Source organism: Ruegeria sp. CDSC045 (genome assembly GCF_059610725.1).
Genome location: NZ_JBXWOE010000001.1, coordinates 297,764 through 314,999 on the forward strand (window position 1 = coordinate 297,764; position 17,236 = coordinate 314,999).

17 protein-coding genes are annotated in these 17,236 nt (G+C 56.8%); 12 read left to right on the top strand and 5 right to left on the bottom strand.

All coding sequences use genetic code 11. From position 1 onward, the window contains the following. Window positions 1-141: 141 nt before the first annotated feature. Window positions 142-1,248, top strand: coding sequence for a DUF6456 domain-containing protein (locus AC2FH6_RS01460; RefSeq protein WP_496700877.1), 1,107 nt, complete (start codon window positions 142-144; stop codon window positions 1,246-1,248). Window positions 1,249-1,300: 52 nt separating this feature from the next. After that, window positions 1,301-2,221 (top strand): hydrogen peroxide-inducible genes activator, encoded by a 921-nt coding sequence (locus tag AC2FH6_RS01465; protein WP_496700879.1) that lies wholly within the window; start codon window positions 1,301-1,303, stop codon window positions 2,219-2,221. A gap of 46 nt (window positions 2,222-2,267) precedes the next feature. Here the strand turns inward: AC2FH6_RS01465 and AC2FH6_RS01470 are convergent, their stop codons facing one another. Continuing rightward, window positions 2,268-2,816 carry a peroxiredoxin gene (locus tag AC2FH6_RS01470; RefSeq protein ID WP_496700881.1) on the bottom strand — a complete coding sequence of 183 codons (549 nt, stop codon included), beginning with the start codon at window positions 2,814-2,816 and terminating at the stop codon, window positions 2,268-2,270. 265 nt (window positions 2,817-3,081) lie between these two features. Between AC2FH6_RS01470 and lipA the strand changes: the two genes are divergently transcribed. Together lipA and AC2FH6_RS01480 are read left to right on the top strand one after the other, a co-directional pair. Further along, on the top strand, window positions 3,082-4,032 hold the full coding sequence (gene lipA / locus AC2FH6_RS01475) for a lipoyl synthase (RefSeq protein ID WP_496700883.1): 951 nt from the start codon (window positions 3,082-3,084) through the stop codon (window positions 4,030-4,032). Beyond that, on the top strand, window positions 4,029-5,171 hold the full coding sequence (locus AC2FH6_RS01480; protein ID WP_496700885.1) for an amidohydrolase: 1,143 nt from the start codon (window positions 4,029-4,031) through the stop codon (window positions 5,169-5,171). The genes lipA and AC2FH6_RS01480 overlap by 4 nt, the downstream gene beginning before the upstream one ends. Before the next feature lie 4 nt (window positions 5,172-5,175). Here the strand turns inward: AC2FH6_RS01480 and AC2FH6_RS01485 are convergent, their stop codons facing one another. Continuing rightward, window positions 5,176-5,535 carry a hypothetical protein gene (locus tag AC2FH6_RS01485; protein ID WP_496700887.1) on the bottom strand — a complete coding sequence of 120 codons (360 nt, stop codon included), beginning with the start codon at window positions 5,533-5,535 and terminating at the stop codon, window positions 5,176-5,178. A gap of 131 nt (window positions 5,536-5,666) precedes the next feature. Next, window positions 5,667-6,209 (bottom strand): hypoxanthine phosphoribosyltransferase, encoded by a 543-nt coding sequence (hpt, locus tag AC2FH6_RS01490; RefSeq protein WP_142634125.1) that lies wholly within the window; start codon window positions 6,207-6,209, stop codon window positions 5,667-5,669. A 72-nt stretch (window positions 6,210-6,281) separates the two neighbouring features. On the opposite strand from hpt, the gene AC2FH6_RS01495 reads away from it, so the two are divergent. Both AC2FH6_RS01495 and AC2FH6_RS01500 read left to right on the top strand, forming a co-directional pair. Continuing rightward, window positions 6,282-6,728, top strand: a complete 447-nt coding sequence (locus tag AC2FH6_RS01495; RefSeq protein ID WP_142634123.1) for a type II toxin-antitoxin system RatA family toxin — start codon at window positions 6,282-6,284, stop codon at window positions 6,726-6,728. 38 nt (window positions 6,729-6,766) lie between these two features. Then, entirely contained in the window at window positions 6,767-8,062 is a 1,296-nt protein-coding gene (locus tag AC2FH6_RS01500) for an MmgE/PrpD family protein (protein ID WP_496700889.1), read from the top strand. Here AC2FH6_RS01500 and pyrC read toward each other — a convergent pair. Continuing rightward, complete coding sequence (pyrC, locus tag AC2FH6_RS01505) at window positions 8,059-9,096, bottom strand: dihydroorotase (RefSeq protein WP_496700891.1); 1,038 nt, start codon at window positions 9,094-9,096, stop codon at window positions 8,059-8,061. The two genes, AC2FH6_RS01500 and pyrC, sit on opposite strands and share 4 nt — an antisense overlap. 161 nt (window positions 9,097-9,257) lie before the next feature. Between pyrC and AC2FH6_RS01510 the strand changes: the two genes are divergently transcribed. Then, window positions 9,258-10,166: an AAA family ATPase gene (locus tag AC2FH6_RS01510; RefSeq protein WP_271946832.1), complete on the top strand. Its 909-nt coding sequence runs from the start codon at window positions 9,258-9,260 to the stop codon at window positions 10,164-10,166. Beyond that, complete coding sequence (locus tag AC2FH6_RS01515; RefSeq protein WP_496700893.1) at window positions 10,166-11,422, top strand: vWA domain-containing protein; 1,257 nt, start codon at window positions 10,166-10,168, stop codon at window positions 11,420-11,422. Before AC2FH6_RS01510 ends, AC2FH6_RS01515 begins: the two co-directional genes overlap by 1 nt. A 3-nt stretch (window positions 11,423-11,425) precedes the next feature. On the opposite strand, the gene AC2FH6_RS01520 is transcribed toward AC2FH6_RS01515, so the two are convergent. Then, window positions 11,426-11,926, bottom strand: a complete 501-nt coding sequence (locus tag AC2FH6_RS01520; protein ID WP_246097135.1) for a hypothetical protein — start codon at window positions 11,924-11,926, stop codon at window positions 11,426-11,428. Window positions 11,927-12,151: 225 nt separating this feature from the next. On the opposite strand from AC2FH6_RS01520, the gene AC2FH6_RS01525 reads away from it, so the two are divergent. The 4 genes from AC2FH6_RS01525 to AC2FH6_RS01540 all read left to right on the top strand — a co-directional run bounded on the left by AC2FH6_RS01525 (window position 12,152) and on the right by AC2FH6_RS01540 (window position 17,166). After that, window positions 12,152-13,120 (top strand): XdhC family protein, encoded by a 969-nt coding sequence (locus tag AC2FH6_RS01525; RefSeq protein WP_496700895.1) that lies wholly within the window; start codon window positions 12,152-12,154, stop codon window positions 13,118-13,120. After that, complete coding sequence (locus AC2FH6_RS01530; RefSeq protein ID WP_496700897.1) at window positions 13,117-14,118, top strand: molybdopterin-binding protein; 1,002 nt, start codon at window positions 13,117-13,119, stop codon at window positions 14,116-14,118. The genes AC2FH6_RS01525 and AC2FH6_RS01530 overlap by 4 nt, the downstream gene beginning before the upstream one ends. 147 nt (window positions 14,119-14,265) lie before the next feature. Next, window positions 14,266-14,751, top strand: coding sequence for a (2Fe-2S)-binding protein (locus tag AC2FH6_RS01535; protein WP_496700899.1), 486 nt, complete (start codon window positions 14,266-14,268; stop codon window positions 14,749-14,751). Window positions 14,752-14,805: 54 nt separating this feature from the next. Continuing rightward, entirely contained in the window at window positions 14,806-17,166 is a 2,361-nt protein-coding gene (locus AC2FH6_RS01540) for a xanthine dehydrogenase family protein molybdopterin-binding subunit (protein ID WP_496700901.1), read from the top strand. The last annotated feature ends 70 nt before the right edge of the window (window positions 17,167-17,236 follow it).

A 17,236-nucleotide genomic window follows, 5' to 3' on the forward strand; every position in this document is an offset into this window, starting at 1 on the left:
GTTTATGAATTTGAATGAAATCTGGTCATCACCTCCGGCAGTTAACGAACGAGTAACGAAAGCGACTCTAGTTAGAATTGGTTAACAAAGTCACCGGGGGCGATAGAGAACAGATTGTTTCGTCGATGAGGGCACAGAACTATGGAAAACAACATGGCTTTCACCATTCCGGCTTGGGTACCTGAGGGGGCACAACGATACCTGGCCCACACAGAAACCGGCCAGTCGATCCGCGATATTGCGCGATCTGTGGGGTGCCATGCTTCGACCATTCTTAGACAAATCCGCCGAATTGAGATGCGCCGTGACGATCCATTGGTGGATGCGGCTTTGCAGTCGTTGGCCGAAGAACATTTTTCGGTCAATGATGCTTCTGATCGCACGGTTTCAGCGTTCAGTCATGATTCACACGTCGAAAAAGAAGAGGAATTCAACCACGAGGCCCTAAGGGTACTGCGCAGACTGTGTGAGACCGGTTCGGTCCTGGCTGTCGCTGAAGAAATGAACAAAGCAGTGGTGGTGCGCGATACCGGCGACGCCGCTGCGACCAGGACTGCAGTGGTTGATTGCAGAATCGCACAGGCATTGGCGTTGAAGGATTGGATTTCCTGCGACAACCCAGGCCGGATATCGCGCTACCGGATTACTAGCGCGGGCCGTACGGCACTGAGCCAGTTAATGGCCGATTTCGAGAACCAGGCAAGGTCTCGCAACGAACATGGAATGGCAGACGCGCCTGCTTCGTTTCATGGGGCGCCCTCTCACGCGACGACAAATCGCGCCCATCCAGAACGTCCCAGAAGAATGCGCTATAGCGCCGCAGAAAGCCCGCTGATCGCCCTGGCAAGGCGTCGGGATCGGGATGGAAAGCCGTTTTTAGATGAAGCACTTGTCGGGGCAGGAGAGCGCCTGCGCGAGGATTTCGAACTGGCTCAGATCGGACCTCAGGTTGCACAGAACTGGGACCATTTCCTGACTGCCGGTGGGCGCGGAAATTTTGGAAGCGGCGACACTGGCAACCGGGGTTCTTCAGAAGCGCGCGACCGCGTAGAGCGTGCATTGTCTGACCTTGGACCGGGGCTGAGCGACGTGGCTTTGCGCTGCTGTTGCTATCTGGAAGGGTTGGAATTGGCGGAAAAGCGAATGGGGTGGTCAGCGCGGTCCGGCAAAATCGTTTTGCGTATCGCATTACAGCGCCTGAAACGTCACTACCAGGATCAGGAAGAGCGCAGCCGTATGATCGGATAACACTTTGATCGGTTTTGGTTGCGGTTTCAGGGTGGAGTGATAGCTAGGGGTTATGAATTTTACCCTTCGACAGCTCCTATACTTTAACGCCGTTGCGCAGCAGCGCAACTTTGGGCGGGCGGCGCAGATGTGTAACGTTTCGCAACCGGCATTATCGGTTCAGATCAAGGCGTTAGAAGAGACCCTCGGTGGTGCCCTGTTCGAGCGTAAGGCCCGTGACATATTGCTTACCCCTTTGGGGCGGGATGTGCTTGAATATGCGCGTCAGATACTTGGTGCCTCGGACAGGCTCGACCAGTTTGCCAAAGATCACTCAAGCGGGCATCGGTCTTTGTCGATCGGAATAATCCCGACGATTGCGCCCTATGTTCTGCCAGGTGTTCTGGCGGGGTTAAGGGCGGCCGATGTTTCTTTGAGAGTGCAGATACGCGAAGCGCGGACAGAGCGCCTGTTGACGATGCTGCGCGCTGGTGAGATCGACGCAGGTGTGGTCGCGCTGCCCTCCGTGGGAAGCGAATTGTTCGAACTTCCCTTGTTCGAGGATCGGTTCTTATTGGCTGGAAGTTCGGCACGGTTGCGCAATTTTTCCAGCGATACAGAGCGTTTGCGCCCTTTGGACCTTCAAAATGCACAGCTTATGCTACTGGATGATGGGCACTGCCTGACGGATCAGGCCCTGGAGGTTTGTGGTCAGGACCGCAGCAGCGGTCTGATTAACATGGGTGCCTCGTCTTTGGCGACATTATCCCGTTTGGTTGCCGAAGGGTTCGGATTGACGCTCATGCCAGAGCTTGCCGCCCGTTCCGAATCCGACGCGGTACCGGGTCTTGAGCTGATGCGATTTGCCTCGCCGCAGCCCGCAAGGACAGTGGGGCTAGTTCGTCGATCTTCTACTTCGCAGGAAGATTGGTTCGAAAGCCTGGCGGATACCATTCGCACCGTCGGCGAGAGCATTGTCACGCAAACGCGCTAGTCACAAAAAAGCCCGCCTGAAGCGGGCTTTTCTGTTGAGGACGAACTCAGGCCAGTTCCGGCTCTTTGACTTCGTTCAGATGTTTCATCAGGTTTTCCGGTGACGAAACGCCATAGGGGTCCTCGGGGCAGTTATCCATCAGTCCGGGCTCTTCGAACCAGGCTTCGACGACGCCGTCATTGATGATGGCCGCATAGCGCCAGGACCGCATACCAAAGCCCAGATTGTCCTTGTCGACCAACATGCCCATTTTACGTGTGAATTCGCCTGAGCCATCAGGGATGACCTTGACGTTTTTCAGGCCTTGATCCTGTGCCCATTTGTTCATGACAAAGCTGTCATTCACGGACATGCAATAGATCTCGTCCACACCTGCGGCTTTGAAATCTGCGTGGCCGTTTTCAAAACCGGGCAACTGATAGGTCGAACATGTCGGGGTGAATGCGCCAGGCAGTGAGAACAGAATCACGCGCTTTCCTGCGAAATAGTCCGCCGTGGTCTTGTCTTCCCAGCGGAAGGGGTTTGGTCCTTCGACAGAGGCGTCTCGGACGCGGGTGTGAAAGGTCACTTCGGGCAGTTTGGTGCCAGATTTCATGATCGAACTCCTGTGAATCACGTACGGTTTTCGTGGACTTAAAAGGATTCCAAATCCGCTTCAATGGCGGATGTTCCAGGTGCGTCAGAATTTACCTGACAACGCGTAAGTTGCAGTTAATGATAGGAAATTATTTAGAATTTTGGCCCTGAGACGTCAAAGTCTTTCACCCTGATGCATAGCGGCTATGCATGGGTGGTGTAATAGCAGAGGTCAGTTTATGTTATGGGTAAACCGAATTGACCCAAAGTCAGAAAGACAGGCCGTGCGCGATCTGAACATTCCCGAACAAAGACACCCAGAAAAGGCTCATCGGCCCGACAATTCGCAGCCGAAAAAGCCCAGTTGGATTCGCGTCAAAGCGCCCGGTGGTCAGGGTTATGCTGACACGCGCAAGATCATGCGTGACAACAATCTGGTTACGGTCTGCGAAGAAGCCGGATGCCCCAATGTCGGTGAATGTTGGAGCCAGGGCCACGCGACCATGATGATCATGGGCGAGATTTGTACCCGCGGCTGTACCTTTTGCAACATCGCCACCGGTCGCCCGGATTCGCTGGATGCGTTTGAACCGGGTCGCGTTGCTCATGCGGTTGAAAAGCTGGGGTTGAACCATGTGGTCATCACCTCTGTCGACCGCGATGACCTTGCAGATGGCGGGGCAGAGCATTTTGCGCAGACCATTCGCGCCGTGCGTCACCGGTCTCCGGGTACGACGATCGAAATTCTGACGCCCGACTTTCTGAAATGCGATCCGTCCGTTCTAGAAGTTGTCGTTGAGGCAAAGCCAGACGTCTTTAATCATAATCTTGAAACCGTACCCGGCCTCTATCCCGAAGTGCGCCCGGGCGCGCGGTATTTTCACTCTTTGCGTCTATTGCAGCGCGTGAAAGAGCTGGATCCGTCGGTCTTTACCAAATCCGGGATCATGGTCGGTTTGGGTGAGGATGGTCAGCAGGTCCGGCAGGTCATGGATGATATGCGCGCCGCTGAAATTGATTTCCTGACCATCGGTCAGTATCTGCAGCCCACGCCCAAACACCACGGAGTCGATCGGTTTGTGACGCCCGAAGAATTTGCAGCCTATGAAAAGGCGGCATTTGGCAAAGGGTTCCTGATGGTGTCCGCGACACCTCTAACCCGGTCGTCCTATCACGCCGGAGACGATTTTGCCCGGTTGCGTGAGGCACGCCAGAAAAAGCTGGAACAGGGGTGACACCCGAAGCGCATGCGCGGCTGACACGCCTGCGCCACGACCTGCATCAATATCCCGAACTATCCGGGCACGAGCGTGAGACCGCTGCCCGCATAACAGATCTTTTGCGGGGGTTCGGTGCGGACCATGTGCTTACCGGACTGGGAGGGCATGGCGTTGCCGCGGTTTTTGACAGTGGGCAGGCTGGGCCAACCGTTGGTATCCGAGGCGAATTGGATGGGCTGCCGATTCAAGAACTTGGCACGCACCTATATGTGTCGAAGGTTTCGGGCAAAGGGCATCTGTGTGGCCATGATGGGCACATGGCGATGGTGCTTGGCGTTGCCGAAGACCTGGCGCGTCACCGACCCCAAAAGGGTCGGGTGGTTTTGATTTTTCAACCGGCTGAAGAAACCGGGCAGGGCGCCATCGCCTTTCGCGCGGACCCTCAATTCGCGAAGATCGCGCCGGATTACGTGTTCTCTTTGCACAACCTGCCGGGGTTGGAACTTGGCGCTGTTGAGTTGTGTCAGAGTTCGGCTAACTGCGCCTCGCGCGGGATGAAAATCATCCTGACCGGCAAGACGTCCCATGCGGCTGCGCCTCAGGATGGGGTTTCTCCGGCTCGGGCAATGTCTGAATTGATGTTGCAACTGGCGGGTTTGGGCGCAGGCGGCGCGTTGGATGCCGATTTTGCGCTGACAACTGTGACGCATGCCCGTTTGGGAGAGCCGACTTTCGGCGTCGCTCCGGGACAGGCCGAGATCTGGGTAACCTTGCGCACCGTTTCAGATGCCCGGATGCAGACGCTGATGACCGAGGCCGAGGCACTGGCGCGCCGCGCCGCATCCGCCGACAGTCTGGAGGTTGAGATCACCTATGACGATGTCTTCGAGGCCTGCGTCAATCACAGCGACGCGGTGAGCATCATCGCAACGGCCTGCGCCGAGCGTGGAGTACCGTGCCATTCAACAGAGACGCCGCAAAAGTTCTCAGAAGATTTCGGGCAATTTGGGAAAGGCGCAAAAACGGCCATGTTCTGGCTGGGGTCGGGGCAGGATCATCCGCAATTGCATAACCCTGACTATGATTTCCCAGACGCACTTATCTCGGTAGGAGTAGACGTATTTGTTGCCGCAATTCGATCACTTAATGGCTGAAACTTCAGTTTACGAGATCGCTCACTATTCCAACGGCATCAATGACTGTCTTAGTTTCATCAGATATCGACAGGATTTCGTCATCCACGCGGATATATCGCTGACCGGCGGGTAGGGGCTTCAACTTCCAGCCGTCCAGGTCATCAAGATAGTCAAAATTCAGATCGTTAGGGAGTTTCTGACCTCGCGTATAACGCTTGATCTGTCCGGGCGGTACACCAACGCCATTATTGGTCTTTATCGACTTTTCGATTTTCGACTTGTCTGGACCTTTCCCTTTGCCCTTGTTGTCTTTTGCGTCCGCAAGACCAACCGTTGCGACGACTGCGCAAGTCGCCAGAAGCCCAATAGACATTACTTTCATAAGCAGAATCCTCCCAAGATGATTGGAGGGTAATCTGTTGTTGAGGGCGTTGTCCAATGGTATTCAATTAAGTGAATGCAAAGGTGCGCAGCAACTTTGACTATTGGAATCTGGGTCTATTTTTACCCTTCTCAGTCTTCGATAAAACGAACCTTACCAATAAATGGCAAGTTGCGATTGCGCTGTGCGTAGTCGATCCCGTAACCCACAACAAACTCATCAGGAATTTCAAACCCGATCCAGTCCGAACGGAAATCGACTTCGCGTCGGCTGGGCTTGTCCAGTAGTGCGATCGAGCGAAGTTTTCCAGGATCGCGGCTTTGCAGCAGATGAGTAACATGGTTCAGCGTGTGCCCGGTGTCGACGATATCCTCGACTACCAGAACGTCGCGACCCTCAATAGCGCCGCGCAGGTCTTTTAGAATGCGGACTTCCCGGCTGCTTTCCATCGCATCCCCGTAGGATGACGCCTCAAGGAAATCCACTTCAATGGGCAAGTCCAATTCGCGCACCAGATCGGCGATAAAGACAAAGCTACCACGCAGCAGGCCGACAACAACCAGCTTGTCGGTTCCGTCGAATTCGGCAGTGATTTCGCGGCAAAGTTCTTCGATCCTGGCGGCAATGGCCTTTGCCGAGATCATCTCATCAATCACATATCCGCGCTGGCTCATCACTGCCCCCTTGATCTTTGGCGCGCAACATACGACATGACGCGCCATTGTCACCTGCAAAAACCGGACGCCATGCCTATACATTCGGAAACGCGACACCTGCCTTACACTGCGCAACAGATGTACGATCTGGTTGCCGATGTAGCAAAGTATCCCGAGTTTTTGCCCTGGTGTGCGGCTGCACGTATCCGACGCTCATATGCAGCAGGAGAGGCACAGGTGATGGAAGCTGACCTGATCATTTCGTTCAAAGTGTTCCGCGAACGCTTTGGCAGCCGGGTTACCCTGTTTGCCGAACAACGCCGGATCGACACGGAATATCTGGATGGGCCCTTCAAATACATGAAGTCGGACTGGCATTTCGAGGACGCGGCAGAAGGCGGGTGCAACGTTTCGTTCCATGTTGATTTTGAATTCAAGAATGCCATTCTTCAGGGTATCATCGGAGTGGTCTTCAATGAGGCGATGCACAGGATCGTGAGGGCGTTCGAGGGCCGGGCAGAGGAATTGTACAGCTAAGTCTTTACCCGAAAGCGGCGCTTGCTAGACTGCGCCACATGACTGATTTTACCACAGCATTGGCCGATTTTGCCTCGGGGCCTGTTGCGACCTCGTCAGAGGCCCGTCTTGTAACCTCTCTGTCTGCGCTGGATTGGGTGGCTGTTGGCCGCGTCGGTGTTAGCGAACCCGTATCTCAGACCGTGCGCGCACTGGTTCTGGATGAAGGAGGCAACCCGCAGGCCCATCTGTTTGGTGGGGGGCTGGCTCCCGTCAGAGCAGCAGGTTTGGTTAACGGAACCATTTCCCACGCTTTGGATTATGATGACACGCATTTTGCGCATATCGGGCACCCTTCGGTCGCGGTTATGCCTGCGGCCTTTGCCCTTTGTGATTGGGACGACCGGATTCTTGTCGATGTCCTTGAGGCCGCTCTTGTCGGGATGGAGGTTTCGATCCGCGTAGGGCTTTGGCTGGGGCGTGCGCATTACCAGGGCGGGTTCCATCAGACCGCGACGTCAGGTGCCTTTGGTGCGGCGGTCGCCGCTGGCCGGGTGCTGCGGTTCGATACGGAAAAGATGCGCCGGGTTCTTGGTCTGGCTGCCACCCGCGCCGCAGGGCTGAAAGCTCATTTCGGCACGATGGGAAAGCCCTATAATGCCGGGCTAGCTGCCGCTGCAGGGGTTGAGGCTGCGCTGTTGGTGTCCAAGGGGTTTGATCCCAACTCGGATGCGCTTGAGGGGCCCTATGGTTTTGGTGCAACCCATATGGGTCAGTCCGAAAAGGCCGCTGCTCTGGATGGAATCGGAGAGACGTGGCTGTTCAAAGATGTAAGCCATAAGTTTCATGCCTGCTGTCATGGGTTGCACGCCGCATTAGAGGCCGCACGTGACCTGGATATTGCAGAGCCCGAAGTAGCCGAGATCAGGATCAGGACCCACCCGCGCTGGATGACAGTGTGTAATCAAACCTCTCCGACCACCGAGTTGGGGGCCAAGTTTTCCTACCGGACGGTTATTGCTATGCAAGCGCTGGGATATGACACAGCCTTGCCAGACAGTTTTTCGGATAAGGTATGTGCGGATAGGCGCCTGCAATCGCTGCGGGACCGGATTTCAGTCGAAGCCGATGAGTCGCTGTCTGAAACTCAAGCGGATCTGTCTTTGCTGCGCCGCGATGGGGCACGTAAACAGGCCAGCCACGATTTGCTTGGCCCTATGACATTGGCCGACCGGGAAGACCGGGTCAGAAGCAAGGCGGCCAAGCTGATCGGTGCCGAGGACGCAGACGCGATCTGGTCGATGCTGCGTACCGGTGGCCGCACCCGTGATCTGGCGAAAATGCTGGCGCGTTAGACGACGCGCCAGTGCAAGGGGAACCCGGGTTCGAATACTGTTACCGGGCCGTCGTCAGTTTCGATCTTGTCGGGATATTCAACGGGGTCGCCCTTGGTAAGGGTGATGGTTTCTTTATTCACCGGCAGGCCATAAAACGCAGGTCCGTTCAATGATGTGAACCCTTCCAGCTTGTCCAGCGCATCCGCTTTGTCAAACATCTCGGCCACCAGGGACATGGTGTTTGTGGCGGTGAAACATCCCGCACAGCCACAGGCCATTTCCTTGTTTGCATCTGTGTGTGGCGCGCTGTCGGTGCCAAGGAAGTAGCAAGACATCCCAGAAGTTGCGGCGCTCAACAAAGCCTGGCGATGGGTCTCGCGCTTGGCCACGGGCAGGCAGAAGTAATGCGGTTTGATCCCGCCCACCAGGATGTGATTGCGGTTGATGATCAGGTGATGGGCCGTGATTGTTGCAGCAAGATCATCTCCACCGGATTGCGCATAAATCGCACCCTGAGCCGTCGTGATGTGTTCCATCACGACCCGCAAACCAGGAGTCGCCTGGCGCAGTGGATCAAGTATCGTATCGATGAAAACCTCTTCGCGGTCGAAAATGTCGACCTCGGCATCGGTGACTTCACCATGGACACACATCGGCAGACCGATCTCAGCCATTCTCTCAAGCACCGGGCGGACCTTGTCGAAATCACGCACGCCCGAGGCGGAATTGGTGGTTGCGCCTGCGGGATACAGCTTTACGGCCTTGATCAGCCCGCTTGCATAGGCTGCGGCGACATCCTCGGCGTCGGTGTCTTCGGTCAGGTACAAGGTCATCAGCGGCTCGAACGGCATGCCTTCGGGCAGGGCGGCCAGAATGCGGTCGCGATATGCGGCGGCCTGATCGCCGCGCACAACTGGCGGAACAAGGTTCGGCATTATGATCGCACGGGCAAAATGGCGTGCGGTTTCGGGCAGAACGGCCTGCAACATGGCGCCATCGCGCAAATGCAGATGCCAGTCATCGGGGCGGCGAATGGTCAGCGTATCAGTCATGCGCACCCGCTAGCACAGCCTCGGCCAAAGACCAACCAAACCGTGAGGATCTGGTGCAAAAACTTCACCTCTCTGCCGCGATGGCGTCTGGGTGGCGGGGCCGGGGCCTTGACGCCCCCGCGCTTGCATGACCTGTTAAGCAACGAAAGAAAGAGGGTTCCATGACGCAGCAAGATTCCATTGATACCGTGCAGCAAATGCTGGGCTCACAGGGTTACGTTTGCGGTCGGGCCTTGGCGACAGTGGTGTTTTTGTCGCTTAAACTGGGCCGCCCGCTATTTCTAGAAGGTGAGGCAGGCGTCGGAAAAACAGAAATCGCCAAAGCACTGGCCGCTGGTCTGAACCGTCGCCTGATCCGCCTGCAGTGTTATGAAGGGCTGGACGCCTCCTCGGCGGTTTACGAATGGAATTTCCCGGCGCAAATGGTTGCGATCCGAACCGCCGAAGCCTCGGGCGGCGCTGACCGGGGTTCGTTGCAGACCGAATTGTTTTCTGACGACTACCTGATCGAGCGTCCGTTGTTGCAGGCCATGCGTCCGGATGAAAACGGGGCACCCGTCCTGTTGATTGATGAACTTGACCGCACGGATGAACCGTTTGAGGCCTTCCTGCTGGAAGCGCTCAGCGATTTTCAGGTCACCATCCCCGAATTGGGCACTGTCAAAGCGCCGGAGCCACCGATTGTCATCGTTACATCGAACCGAACGCGAGAGGTGCATGACGCCCTGAAACGCCGTTGCCTGTACCATTGGGTCGATTACCCGGATTTTGACCGTGAAATTGAAATTCTGAACGCCCGCGCACCCGAGGTCGCCGAGGCGCTAAGCCGAGAGGTCGTCGCCTTTGTCCAACACCTGCGCACAGAGGATCTGTTCAAGAAACCAGGCGTGGCCGAGACGATCGACTGGGCCAAATGCCTGCTGGCGCTGGACGTCATCAACCTTAGCCCCGAAGTGATCGGCGACACGCTGGGAGCGATCCTGAAATATCAGGACGATATCCAGCAACTGCAAGGGTCCGAGGCGAAACGCATTCTGGATGAAGCCAAGGCGTCGCTGGAACCTGCCTGATGGCTGAACAGCTCCCTCTCGAAATCCCCGACAACCCAAAACTGGCGCAGAATATCACTCATTTCGCGCGGGCTTTGCGCAAGGCAGGGCTGCCGATTGGCACCGGGCGGGTTGTGGATGCGATCCGGGCGGTTCAGGTTGCGGGCTTCTCGGAAAAGCGGGATTTTTACTGGACGTTGCACGCTTGTTTCGTGACCCGACCCGAACATCGGGCAGTATTTGCGCAGATTTTCCGCATGTATTGGCGCGACCCACGTTACATGGAACACATGATGTCCATGATGCTGCCCGCGATCCGCGGCGTTCAGGAAGAGCGCAAGGCCGAAGCTGCAGAGAAACGCGCGGCCGAGGCTCTGCTGGACGGCGTCGAACGGGACTTGCCTGACAACACTGACATCGAGGAAGAAACTGAGCTGGAGATAGATGCGTCGCGGACCGCGTCCTCGGAAGAACGGTTGCGCAATCTAGACTTTGAGCAAATGAGCACCGAAGAAATTGCTTTGGCCAAGCGCATTCTGGCACAGCTCAAATTGCCGGTAAAACCAATCGAGTCGCGCCGAGGCCAAGCCAGCCATCTTGGGCATCGGATCGACCGCGCCCGCACGCTGCGCGCATCCGTGCGGCAGGGTGGTGAACTGCGGGACATCGCGTATTTGAAGCCGAAACAACGGTGGCCGAACCTTGTCGTTCTCTGCGATATCTCAGGATCTATGAGCCAGTACTCTCGTATCATCCTGCATTTCCTGCATGCGGTTTCAAACGTCAAGGGCGCGGGGTGGGCCAAGGTTCATGCGTTTACCTTCGGCACGAGGTTGACGAATATCACCCGGCACCTGCGCCAACGCGATGTAGATGCTGCCCTGTCGGCGGCAGGGGCCGAGGCGCAAGATTGGGAGGGTGGCACGCGGATCGGGGAATGCCTGCACGCTTTTAACCGTGACTGGTCGCGTCGGGTTCTGGGGCAGGGTGCGGTGGTGTTGTTGATTACGGATGGTCTGGATCGGGGCGAACCCGAGGTGCTTGGAAAAGAAATCCAGCGCCTGCATCTGTCAGCCCGCCGTTTGATCTGGCTGAACCCTTTGTTGCGTTGGGATGGCTTTGCGCCAAAAGCGCAGGGGGTGGCGGCGATGCTTCCCCATGTTGACAGCTTTCGGGCCGGTCATTCCATTGCGTCGCTGGAAGATCTGGCCAAAGTCATCTCAAAACCGGATGACATGGGTGAGAAAGCGCGGTTGATGGCCGCGCTTTCGAAGTAGGTCTCAACCAAGCTGTTCTTCGTTGCACTTACGCGCCATTTCCATCGCTTTGTACGTACCGGTCAGATCAACGGTGAAGGCGAATTCCTTTTCGGGGAACACGACCATAACTTTCTGTTTGGCAAGGTCTTCGGCAAACTTGGGGTCATCCGACAGCACATAGCCACCCGAATAGCCTTTGGTGATGTTGCCCTTCATGCCGGTGGCTTCTCCAAGATACAGGTTTTCGCCCAGCAGGATCGCCACAGCCTCGGTTTCGCCACGCTTGATGTTGGTTTCAGCTTTGGTGAATACGCCAACATATCCCACGCCGCGGTCTTCGGTCAGGCCCATCTGAACCACGTTTTCCGCGTCATCGACCGCTTCGATCAGGCAGGATTTCTTGTCTTCGTCGATGAAGATTTTCCATCCGTCCACTTCGCCATAGCGAAGGAAGGTATCTGCGCTGGCCACTGTCGCCGCTAGCATTCCCAATACTGATCCGAGTGTAATAATGTGTTTCAAGTCTCTGTCTCCTTTTGAAAATAATCTGCGTCACAGCTGCGCATGATCCGCGTTTAGGTCAGAATCGGGAGGGCTGGCAATCAATGCTTGGGATGTTCGGCTGAAACCCGCGGGGCTTTGCATAGCATTTGGATTTTCTTTCAAGGCCCATGAGTTAGCCAGATGGCTTACTTTTCATCCTGCCAAACCTGCCTATGTTGGTGCGGGAAACGCCAGGAGGGCGATATGGACAGATTCGACAACAGCCCCGAGACTGCTCTGGATTGGTATGAAACGGGAAAGCCAGTTGCGCTGGCTACGGTTGTTCAGACCTGGGGCAGTGCCCCCAGACGTGTTGGTGCTCAGCTTGTGATAGCAGGTGATGGCCGCTTTGAGGGGTCAGTATCGGGTGGCTGTGTCGAAGGTGCGGTTGTCGTCGAGGCGTTGGAAGCGATCGAAGAGGGTGAAGCGCGCCTACTTGAATTCGGGGTCAGTGACGAAGATGCTTTTGCGGTCGGGCTGGCCTGTGGCGGAACAATTCGGGTACTGGTCGAACCTATTGGATCGGTCCTTCCTGAAAGCATATTGCGCGATCTGGTCGCTGCACGCGCGCAGCGCGAGCCTGTGGCTTATGAGGTGAATATCGAATCCGGCCATCGTGCGTTGCAGCGCGATCGTTATCCCGAACGCATGCGCATGGACCGGTCCGGTTTCGAAGAGGATGCGAAGACATTTGTTTCGGTCCACAATCCGCCCTTGCGGTTGATAGTGGTCGGGGCCGTTCATATTGCTCAGGCCCTGGTCCCGATGGCGCGAATTGCGGGGTACGACCCTGCGATTGTGGATCCGCGAGATGCGTTTGCAACCGCCGCAAGATTCCCTCAGGAAACCGTGCTGACGGATTGGCCGGATGAGGCCGTTGCAAAGCTTGGAATGGATGCGCGAACGGCTGTTGTCTTGCTGACCCATGATCCAAAACTGGATGATCCCGCGTTAGAGGCAGCCCTGAGAGCCGGTGTGTTCTATATTGGGGCGCTGGGGTCTAATCGAACGCATGCGAAACGCGTCACCCGGATGAAAGAAGCCGGATTTACTGAAAAGCAGATTTCACAGATTCACGGTCCCGTAGGCTTGGATATCGGCGCCGCCGATCCCGCGGAAATTGCGATTTCAATATTGGCCGAAATGACTGCGGTGTTGCGGGGCAAAGCATGAAGTTTGGCTCGGTTCCTCTGCGCGAGGCCGCCGGTGCAATTCTGGCGCATTCAGTAAAAGCCCAAGACACAAAGCTGCGTAAGGGCCTCTTGCTCACGCAAACTCATCTGGATGAAATGGCCGCCGCCGGGTTGACCTCGGTCACTGTTGCGCAGCTGGAACCCGGTGATTGTCACGAAAACGACGCTGCCCGGAGGTTGGCAGAGGCTTTGGCCCCGGACCCGGCAACCGTGGGATTGCGCGTCACCGAGCCGTTCACAGGGCGCGTTAACCTCTTGGCGAGAGGCCCCGGAGTCACTGTTCTGGACGTACAGGCGCTGGAAGCGTTCAACTTGGTTAACCCAATGATTACCGTGGCCACAGTTCCCCAATATCAACAGATGGGATCAGGCGGGATGGTGGCGACGATCAAAGTCATTTCTTATGCCGTTCCCGGCGAAGATGTGGTGCGTGCCTCGGCGCTGGCACAAGGGGCGGTGCGCCTGTCTGGCCCGGTGTTTCGCAGTGCTGGCCTGATCGTCACAGACATCCCCGGAGGTGTTTCGAACGACAAGGGTATTGCCGCAATCCGAGGGCGTGTCGAAGCCCTGGGTATGGGTTTGGATGACATTCGGGTGGTGCCACATGAGATTCAGGCGCTGTCTGCTGCATTGACGGGCGTCAAAGGGGATATTATCCTGATTTTGACGGGCTCAGCAACTTCGGATGCGCATGATGTTGCGCCGCAGGCTGTTCGTGTTGCAGGCGGTCAGGTGGATCGGTTTGGAATGCCAGTAGATCCGGGCAACCTGTTGTTCACCGGTCTGCTGGACGCCAGACCTGTAATCGGTTTGCCGGGGTGTGCGCGCTCTCCCGCACTGAACGGTGCGGATTGGGTTTTGTCGCGCGTGGCTTGCGGGATTGAAACGAAAGCGGCGCATATTGCAGGCATGGGGGTCGGTGGATTGCTCAAGGAAATCCCGACCCGGCCACAGCCACGCGCATCTATCAAGCGGTAAGGCGTTTGACATCAATTTAAGACCCAGATCAGGCCGCTTTGTTCGGCATTGTGATCTGTCCTAAACGGCGCCCTGCGAAATTTTTGTTCTCAAACAATAAGTCCCGTGTTTAACTCGACAGAGAAAAATATGACATGGGAGGAACTTATGACACAGGTCACCATGACCGTGAACGGGAGGTCTGTTAGCGGTGAGGTTGAGGGTCGGACGTTGTTGTCTGGATTTTTACGTGATCATCTGTCGCTGACCGGAACGCATGTTGGATGTGACACGGCGCAATGTGGGGCGTGTGTTGTTCATGTGAATGGCGCGGCGGTGAAGTCGTGCAACATGCTTGCGCTGGAAGCGGACGGGTCCGAGGTCGACACGATTGAGGGCCAGGCCGCTGAGGATGGGTCTTTGAACGTGATTCAGCAGGCGTTTCAGGATCATCACGGGTTGCAATGCGGGTTTTGTACGCCGGGCATGGTGATGAGCGCCGCCGCCTTGCTGAAAGAGAACCCGCGCCCGAGCGAAGCCGAGATTCGAAAGTATCTGGAAGGCAACCTGTGCCGCTGCACAGGCTATCACAACATTGTCAAAGCGATCATGGCCGCATCGGGCCAGGACGTAAGCGGCATCGCTGCCGAGTAATACCGACGTAAAGAATTTTCGACGAAAATTCTTTTTCAGGGAGGAGAACAAGCAATGCCCAAAGACAGTGGCATCGGAGCCAGTTCCAAACGGCGCGAGGACGTGCGCTTTTTAACCGGAGCAGGCAATTACACCGACGATATCAACGTGCATGGCCAGGCCTATGTGCATTTTCTGCGGTCCGACATCGCGCATGGCCGGATCAAAAGCATCGACACCTCTGCTGCCGAGGCCATGCCGGGCGTGGTCAAAGTGTTTACCGGCAAGGATTTCGAAGGCGTGGGCGGCATGCCCTGTGGCTGGGAAGTGACCGACAAGCACGGCGCACCGATGCAGGAACCTCCGCATCCCATTTTGGCACAGGGCAAAGTGCGCCATGTGGGCGATCCGATTGCTGCTGTGGTCGCCGACAGCCTGGAACAGGCCCGCGACGCGGCTGAGGCGATCGAGCTTGATATCGAGGAGCTGCCCGCCGTGATCGACATGAAGGCCGCCGCGCAAGAAGGCGCGACGCTGGTCCATGACGATCTGAAAAACAACATCTGCTATGATTGGCAGCTGGGCGAAACCGATGATGCCAAGGTCAATGAGGTCTTTGCCAATGCGGCCCATGTCACCACGCTGGATCTGGTGAACAACCGTCTGGTTGCCAATCCGATGGAGCCGCGTGTGGCGGTGGGCGAGTACAGCCGCGGCACCGAAGAATACACACTTTATACCACGTCGCAGAACCCGCATGTGATCCGCCTGTTGATGTGTGCCTTTGTTCTGGGCCTGCCCGAACACAAGGTTCGCGTGGTCGCGCCGGATGTGGGTGGCGGCTTTGGCACCAAGATCTTCCACTATGCCGAAGAGGCGTTCTGCACCTTCGCCGCCAAGGCTTGTAACCGCCCGGTCAAATGGACCTCGAGCCGGTCCGAGGCGTTCATGTCTGACGCGCATGGGCGCGACCATGTCGGACAGATCGAACTGGCGCTGGATGCGGACAATAACTTTATCGGTCTGCGCACCAACACCTATGCAAATATGGGTGCGTATCTGTCGACCTTCTCCAGCTCGGTTCCGACATGGCTGCACGGGACGCTGATGGCGGGCAACTACAAGACGCCGGTCATTCAGGTCAACGTCAAGGCGATGTTCACCAATACGGTCCCGGTGGATGCCTATCGCGGCGCGGGCCGTCCTGAGGCGACGTTCCAGTTGGAGCGGGTCGTGGACAAGGCAGCGCGTGAACTGGGTGTCGATCCGATCGCCCTTCGACGGCAGAACTTCATCACCCAGTTCCCCTATGACACACCGGTGGCGCTGACCTATGACACAGGCGATTATAATGGGACGATGGACAAGCTTGAGTCCGCTGCTGATCTGGCGGGCTTTGCCGCGCGTCGCGCTGAAAGCGAGGCCAAGGGCAAGCTGCGGGGTCTGGGCGTCAACTGTTATATCGAGGCTTGCGGCATCGCGCCGTCGAACATCGTTGGCATGCTGGGGGCCCGTGCGGGTCTGTATGATGCGGCGACTGTGCGGGTGAATGCCACCGGCTCGATCAGCGTCATGGTAGGTGCCCATAGCCACGGGCAGGGGCATGAAACGGCCTTCCCGCAGGTTGTGGCGGACATGATCGGTATCGACGAGTCGATGATCGAGATCGTGCATGGCGACACGTCGAAGATTCCGTTTGGCATGGGCACCTATGGCTCGCGGTCTTTGGCGGTCTGTGGATCGGCGATGGTAAAGGCAACTGAGAAAGTGATCGACAAGGCCAAGAAGATCGCGGCGCATCTGTTGGAGGCGTCCGAGGCTGATATCGAGCTGAAGGATGGTCAGTTCAGCGTGGCAGGGACCGACAAGTCGGTGGCCTGGGGTGATGTCACCCTGACGGCCTATGTGCCGCATAACTTTCCGCTGGAGGTCGAGCCCGGGCTGGAGGAGACCGCCTTTTATGACCCAGCCAACTTTACCTTCCCGGCTGGCGCCTATGCCTGTGAGGTCGAGGTTGACCCCGAAACCGGCCGGGTCACCATCGAAGCCTTCACTGCCGCTGATGACTTTGGCAATATCGTCAACCCGATGATCGTGGATGGTCAGGTGCATGGCGGCATCGGTCAGGGCATCGGTCAGGCATTGCTTGAAAACTGTGCCTATGACGAAAACGGTCAGCTGCTGAGCGCATCCTTCATGGACTATGCGATGCCGCGTGCCGATGATGTGCCGTTCTATGCGGTGGACCACTCGAGCCAGACGCCATGTACGCATAACCCGTTGGGTGTGAAGGGCTGTGGTGAGGCCGGGGCAATCGGTTCACCACCTGCGGTGGTCAACGCGGTGCTGGATGCGTTGAATTCAGGCGGCAAAGCCATCGATCATATCGATATGCCGGTGAGTCCATCGCGTGTCTGGACCGCGATGCACGGGTGAGAGGTTGGGGTGCGAGGGGTCAACCCCTCGCGCTCCCCGAGATATTTATAGCCAGATGAAGGGCGGATCA

Excerpts from the sequence above, each read along its gene's own strand:
- AC2FH6_RS01525 (WP_496700895.1), top strand. The coding sequence starts at position 12,152 with ATGGACAGATTCGACAACAGCCCCGAGACTGCTCTGGATTGGTATGAA.
- AC2FH6_RS01515 (WP_496700893.1), top strand. The coding sequence starts at position 10,166 with ATGGCTGAACAGCTCCCTCTCGAAATCCCCGACAACCCAAAACTGGCG.
- AC2FH6_RS01465 (WP_496700879.1), top strand. The coding sequence starts at position 1,301 with ATGAATTTTACCCTTCGACAGCTCCTATACTTTAACGCCGTTGCGCAG.
- AC2FH6_RS01510 (WP_271946832.1), top strand. The coding sequence starts at position 9,258 with ATGACGCAGCAAGATTCCATTGATACCGTGCAGCAAATGCTGGGCTCA.
- AC2FH6_RS01540 (WP_496700901.1), top strand. The coding sequence starts at position 14,806 with ATGCCCAAAGACAGTGGCATCGGAGCCAGTTCCAAACGGCGCGAGGAC.
- AC2FH6_RS01460 (WP_496700877.1), top strand. The coding sequence starts at position 142 with ATGGAAAACAACATGGCTTTCACCATTCCGGCTTGGGTACCTGAGGGG.
- AC2FH6_RS01500 (WP_496700889.1), top strand. The coding sequence starts at position 6,767 with ATGACTGATTTTACCACAGCATTGGCCGATTTTGCCTCGGGGCCTGTT.
- AC2FH6_RS01485 (WP_496700887.1), bottom strand. The coding sequence starts at position 5,535 with ATGAAAGTAATGTCTATTGGGCTTCTGGCGACTTGCGCAGTCGTCGCA.
- AC2FH6_RS01470 (WP_496700881.1), bottom strand. The coding sequence starts at position 2,816 with ATGAAATCTGGCACCAAACTGCCCGAAGTGACCTTTCACACCCGCGTC.
- hpt (WP_142634125.1), bottom strand. The coding sequence starts at position 6,209 with ATGAGCCAGCGCGGATATGTGATTGATGAGATGATCTCGGCAAAGGCC.
- AC2FH6_RS01495 (WP_142634123.1), top strand. The coding sequence starts at position 6,282 with ATGCCTATACATTCGGAAACGCGACACCTGCCTTACACTGCGCAACAG.
- AC2FH6_RS01530 (WP_496700897.1), top strand. The coding sequence starts at position 13,117 with ATGAAGTTTGGCTCGGTTCCTCTGCGCGAGGCCGCCGGTGCAATTCTG.
- AC2FH6_RS01535 (WP_496700899.1), top strand. The coding sequence starts at position 14,266 with ATGACACAGGTCACCATGACCGTGAACGGGAGGTCTGTTAGCGGTGAG.
- pyrC (WP_496700891.1), bottom strand. The coding sequence starts at position 9,096 with ATGACTGATACGCTGACCATTCGCCGCCCCGATGACTGGCATCTGCAT.